The sequence below is a fragment of the Acinetobacter sp. SM34 genome (genome assembly GCF_022012365.1).
Lineage (GTDB): Bacteria > Pseudomonadota > Gammaproteobacteria > Pseudomonadales > Moraxellaceae > Acinetobacter.
In genome coordinates this window covers 1-4,144 of record NZ_JAKLTP010000030.1, presented here as the reverse complement: position 1 = coordinate 4,144, position 4,144 = coordinate 1, and the positions used below count along the sequence as shown (strand labels likewise).

Genomic DNA, 4,144 nt, shown 5'->3' with positions numbered 1-4,144 from the left:
ATCAACATGCAAGTGGAGCTCGGCATGGTTTCGAACGAGAAATTGGACAATCACCGCGGTGGACGAACAACAAAAATACATCTTGCAACCGACGCGAATGGATTACCGATTGATTTTAAAATCACTGGGGGTGACATCCACGACAGTCAAGTTGCAAAACAACTGATTGATATTGTAGGCGAGGCAACTTATCTCATTGCTGACAAGGGGTATGATGCTAAGCACATTAGAATATGTGCCAAGAACAAGAATATGATTCCCATTATTCCATTGAGATCAAACAGTAAGAGATCAAATAAGGAATTTGATAAATATCTATATAAATTAAGACATTTAGTTGAAAATGCTTTTGCGAGATTAAAACATTTCCATGCTATTGCAACTCGATTTGATAAACTAGCACGCAATTATAAATCTATGATCCGTATAGCCTGCATATTTATTTGGTGCAAAGCCAAATGAGGACACGCCCTAGTGATGAGAATGCCAAAATGGACTATTTGATGATTTTATGCAGGTGGTTTCAAATGATCAGCAGGCGCAGCGTGTCTGGCAAGGGCTAAAGCAAAAAACCTCAAGTCAAAGTCAGCGCAATTTTTACTATACCTTTTTATCTGAAAATCAAACTGCTTATCAGCACTTGTTTAATTACTGTCTGTATATTTTTCAGCATACTTATAAAGTTGATGAAAATTATGGACATCCCAATGTGTTGGCTTTAGCGCAGTGGACCAAGCAGGTGGGACGTGAGAAGCATCGTATGGAAGCCTTTGTACGGTTTAAAAAATGTCAGGATGGTTTGTTTTTAAGTCTGGTTCGGCCCGATTTTAATGTTTTGCCGTTGATTGAACGACATTTTAAGGCACGTTATCAGGATCAGAGCTGGCTGATCTATGATGAAAAACGTAAATATGGCATTTATTATGATTTGCAACAGGTACATCAAATTGAAGTGAATGCCTGTGAAGTAGATGCCAAGGCCAGCGGTTTTAGTCAGTCCTTTACTGTGCAACTGGATGAGCAAGAATGGCTTTATGATCAGTTGTGGAAAGATTATTTTCATAGCGTAAACATTCAAGCACGACAAAACATGAAATTGCACATTCAATATGTGCCGAAACGCTATTGGCGCTATATGAATGAAAAGTCAATTTAGCTGGATATTTCAGGCATAATGTTGTGTTGTATTATGCGACTATTGGGCGAGTGATGATGAAGCCGTTAATTTTTACGATTTTGATTTCAAGTATATTAGTTTCAGCATGTTCAAGCTCTGAACAGCATAAAACACAGATTGATCCTCAACAATATAAAGTTCAAGATGCTGCAAGTTTGCAACAGCGCTTTGAGACTTTAAATCAACAGTTATCTAAAGATTATCAGGCATTTAAAAAAACCAATAATATTGCTTTTTCAGATCAGTCGGTACTGGATGTGAATCAATTGCAGACTTTAAACCTGCATGCAGTGAGTAGTACTTCATTAAAGCCGGTGAAACAGGCCTATTGTGAAATGATGAATGGATATTTTGCCGAGATGTATTATTTAGGTCATCAAAACCCGAAGTTGATTGGGCAGGTAAAATTACCGCATGCACAGGATGAAGATTTAAGCAAAAGTTTTGCTGATGCTGATCAGTTTTATGACTTTATTTTAAATCGTTATACCACATACCGTCAGGCACAAGAAATTATGGGCTTTGGTTGTAATTTGAAAGCAGCTTTAAACTAAATTATAAAAAGAGAATATATTAAAAAGCCCATCAAGAGATGGGCTTTTTAATTTCAGTATTTTACAATTAACAACCGGTTAGTTTTTCAGGTTGTGGGCGTTCACTGGGAAAGAAAAATGGACGAAGTTTCACCCCAAGGCTGTTTGCCGATGAAAGCAAAGATCAGCCATAATCAGCCATGCAAGCTACCAGAAGCAATACCGCTGAAGTAAGCCCCGCGATGTACAGCCATACGCCAAACGAGCACCGTAGCCTAATAGTAAACCGCCAACAATAGCAGCAATTAGTGAGCGTTTTGGAATGTTGAGATTCGGTGCAAATTTACCTGCAAGACTGGCAGCCAGTAATGCCCCCAACATAATGCCGAAGTTCATCATGGAAGTAATATCGAACCATAATGATTCAGACAAAGCTTTGGCATTGCCCGGTTGTTGCCAATACGCCCAAGAAGCCACATCTACCCCGATAAAGCTGGCTGATTTTGCTGCCCAAACTGCAAGTGCAGAAGTCACGCCCCAAGGACGACTAGCTAAAGTTGCAAAATTGAGCAGGGTGAGGATGATGCCTCCCCAAATTAGCGGCCATGGACCATGTAAGAAACGTTTAAAACCTTGAGTTTCGGCAATAGGTTCTACTTCAAGTGAACCATGACGTTTTTTCTCAAAAAAGATGGTAGCAAATGCAATTGCTGCAAACAGAACAAAGCTGACGATGAGTGCAGGAATAACGCCTAAGCTTGAAACAATGGAAATGGGTGCAATGATGTGGCAGGTTAAACCACCAGTCCAAATGTGTGGTGGCAATTAAAGAGCCTAAGCAGAAGAAAATAAGAGTCACAATCATGCGGGCACTACCGCCACCGACGGTATAAAGCGTACCCGAAGCATAACTGCCTCCTAATTGCATGTCGATACCAAAGATAAAAGCACCAATCATCACAGACATGGAAACAGGACTGACATTGCCTTTCACGGGATTGCGTTGCAGCTCACGTGCTTCCATATCTAGATCTGCCTTTTCAATATCGACTTGAGATTTGACAGAAATATATTCACCAGTTGCCATGGAACTGGCACTTGAAATGAGTCCGGCAATGCAGGTAATTAACAAGGTGTGGGAAGATGTACCACTGGCAGCCATCCCCATAATGAGGTGGGTGACGGAAACGATTCCATCATTGGCACCAAGCACTGCGGCACGTAATCAGCCTGTTCTTTGAATATAATGTTTTTCCAGATGATAAAAATGTGCCATATAGAGATGCACTTAATTATTGGTTATTAGGATTGCCATAAAAAAAATATGAATAAAAAAGCAAGATTAATCAATAAAAAAGCTCCTTTTTAAGGAGCTTTTTTATTTTAATGATTTTAAATTATTGTTGAGTTCTTTCTCGAACATTAGAAGCACCTTGCTCTACAGCACCGGCAGTATTTGCAGTAGCTTCTTTCGCTGCATTTTTAACATCCTTCGCTGCAGCTTCAGTTTTAGCTGCAGCTTCATTACCTGCTGCCTCAATTTTAGAGGTTGCTTCATCAGTGGCCGCTTGAGTTTTAGCTTCTGCTTCCTTTGTTGCATCAGAAATATCATGACTGGCTTGATTAGCTGCATTTTCAAGATGTTCACCAGTGGTTGCACCGGTCTCAGGCTCTTTTTGTTTATTACAACCAACCAAGGCAACGCTAGCAGCAAGACCTAAAGCAATAAGCACTTTATTCATTTTCATTTCCTTCTAATTGTGGCACCCACCTAAATAGGGGTATTTTGAATATAACGAAAAAAATGCACAAATAATGAGCTAAAATTGTTAATTAAATGTAATTATTTTTTATGAAAAAATGAGTGAAAAAAAAGGCTTATACCACTAAAGCAATGATACAAGCCTGATAGAACAACTTTGCTGTTACTTGTGATAATTACGCGTTACGAATAATGTAATCAAAAGCAGACAGTGATGCCTTGGCACCTTCACCTGTAGCAATAATGATCTGCTTGTACGGCACGGTAGTACAGTCACCGGCAGCAAACACACCCTTGACGTTGGTTTCGTTGCGCTCGTTAATCACGATCTCGCCACGGTTTGACAGTTCCACTTTTGATGCTTTCAGGAAATCCGTGTTTGGCAACAAGCCGATCTGTACAAAGATTCCGGCCAGTTCAAGCATATGCTCTTCATCGGTAGCACGGTTCTTGTATTTCAGTGCAGTCACCTGTGAACCGTCACCCACCACTTCGGTAGACAGTGCATTCATGATCACGGTGGTGTTTGGCAAGCTGTTGAGCTTGTCCTGCAAGACCTGATCGGCACGCAGTTTGGTATCAAACTCCACCAAAGTTACATGCTCTACAATCCCGGCCAGGTCAATCGCAGCTTCCACACCCGAGTTCCCGCCACCGATGACTGCAACACGC

4 protein-coding genes and 4 pseudogenes are annotated in these 4,144 nt (G+C 40.6%); 3 read left to right on the top strand and 5 right to left on the bottom strand.

The annotated features are described in order from the left end of the window. The 3 genes and pseudogenes from LZZ98_RS15390 to LZZ98_RS15380 all read left to right on the top strand — a co-directional run. Window positions 1-462: pseudogene (locus tag LZZ98_RS15390) on the top strand (IS5 family transposase); the annotation flags it as partial. A 19-nt stretch (window positions 463-481) separates the two neighbouring features. Beyond that, window positions 482-1,156 (top strand): annotated as a pseudogene (locus LZZ98_RS15385) (TIGR03915 family putative DNA repair protein); the annotation flags it as partial. Between the two features lie 56 nt (window positions 1,157-1,212). After that, window positions 1,213-1,731, top strand: a complete 519-nt coding sequence (locus LZZ98_RS15380; RefSeq protein ID WP_237788588.1) for a hypothetical protein — start codon at window positions 1,213-1,215, stop codon at window positions 1,729-1,731. Between the two features lie 186 nt (window positions 1,732-1,917). Here LZZ98_RS15380 and LZZ98_RS15375 read toward each other — a convergent pair whose 3' ends face one another. The 5 genes and pseudogenes from LZZ98_RS15375 to LZZ98_RS15360 all read right to left on the bottom strand — a co-directional run. Beyond that, window positions 1,918-2,535, bottom strand: coding sequence for a YeeE/YedE thiosulfate transporter family protein (locus tag LZZ98_RS15375; protein ID WP_269091886.1), 618 nt, complete (start codon window positions 2,533-2,535; stop codon window positions 1,918-1,920). 28 nt (window positions 2,536-2,563) lie between these two features. Continuing rightward, window positions 2,564-2,638: pseudogene (locus tag LZZ98_RS15585) on the bottom strand (hypothetical protein); the annotation flags it as partial. A 66-nt stretch (window positions 2,639-2,704) separates the two neighbouring features. Beyond that, a pseudogene (locus LZZ98_RS15370) lies at window positions 2,705-2,986 on the bottom strand (VIT1/CCC1 transporter family protein); the annotation flags it as partial. 121 nt (window positions 2,987-3,107) lie between these two features. Continuing rightward, window positions 3,108-3,452, bottom strand: coding sequence for a hypothetical protein (locus LZZ98_RS15365; RefSeq protein ID WP_237788587.1), 345 nt, complete (start codon window positions 3,450-3,452; stop codon window positions 3,108-3,110). Between the two features lie 196 nt (window positions 3,453-3,648). Continuing rightward, a partial coding sequence (locus LZZ98_RS15360) for an FAD-dependent oxidoreductase (RefSeq protein WP_237788586.1) occupies window positions 3,649-4,144 on the bottom strand: 496 nt, incomplete at its 5' end.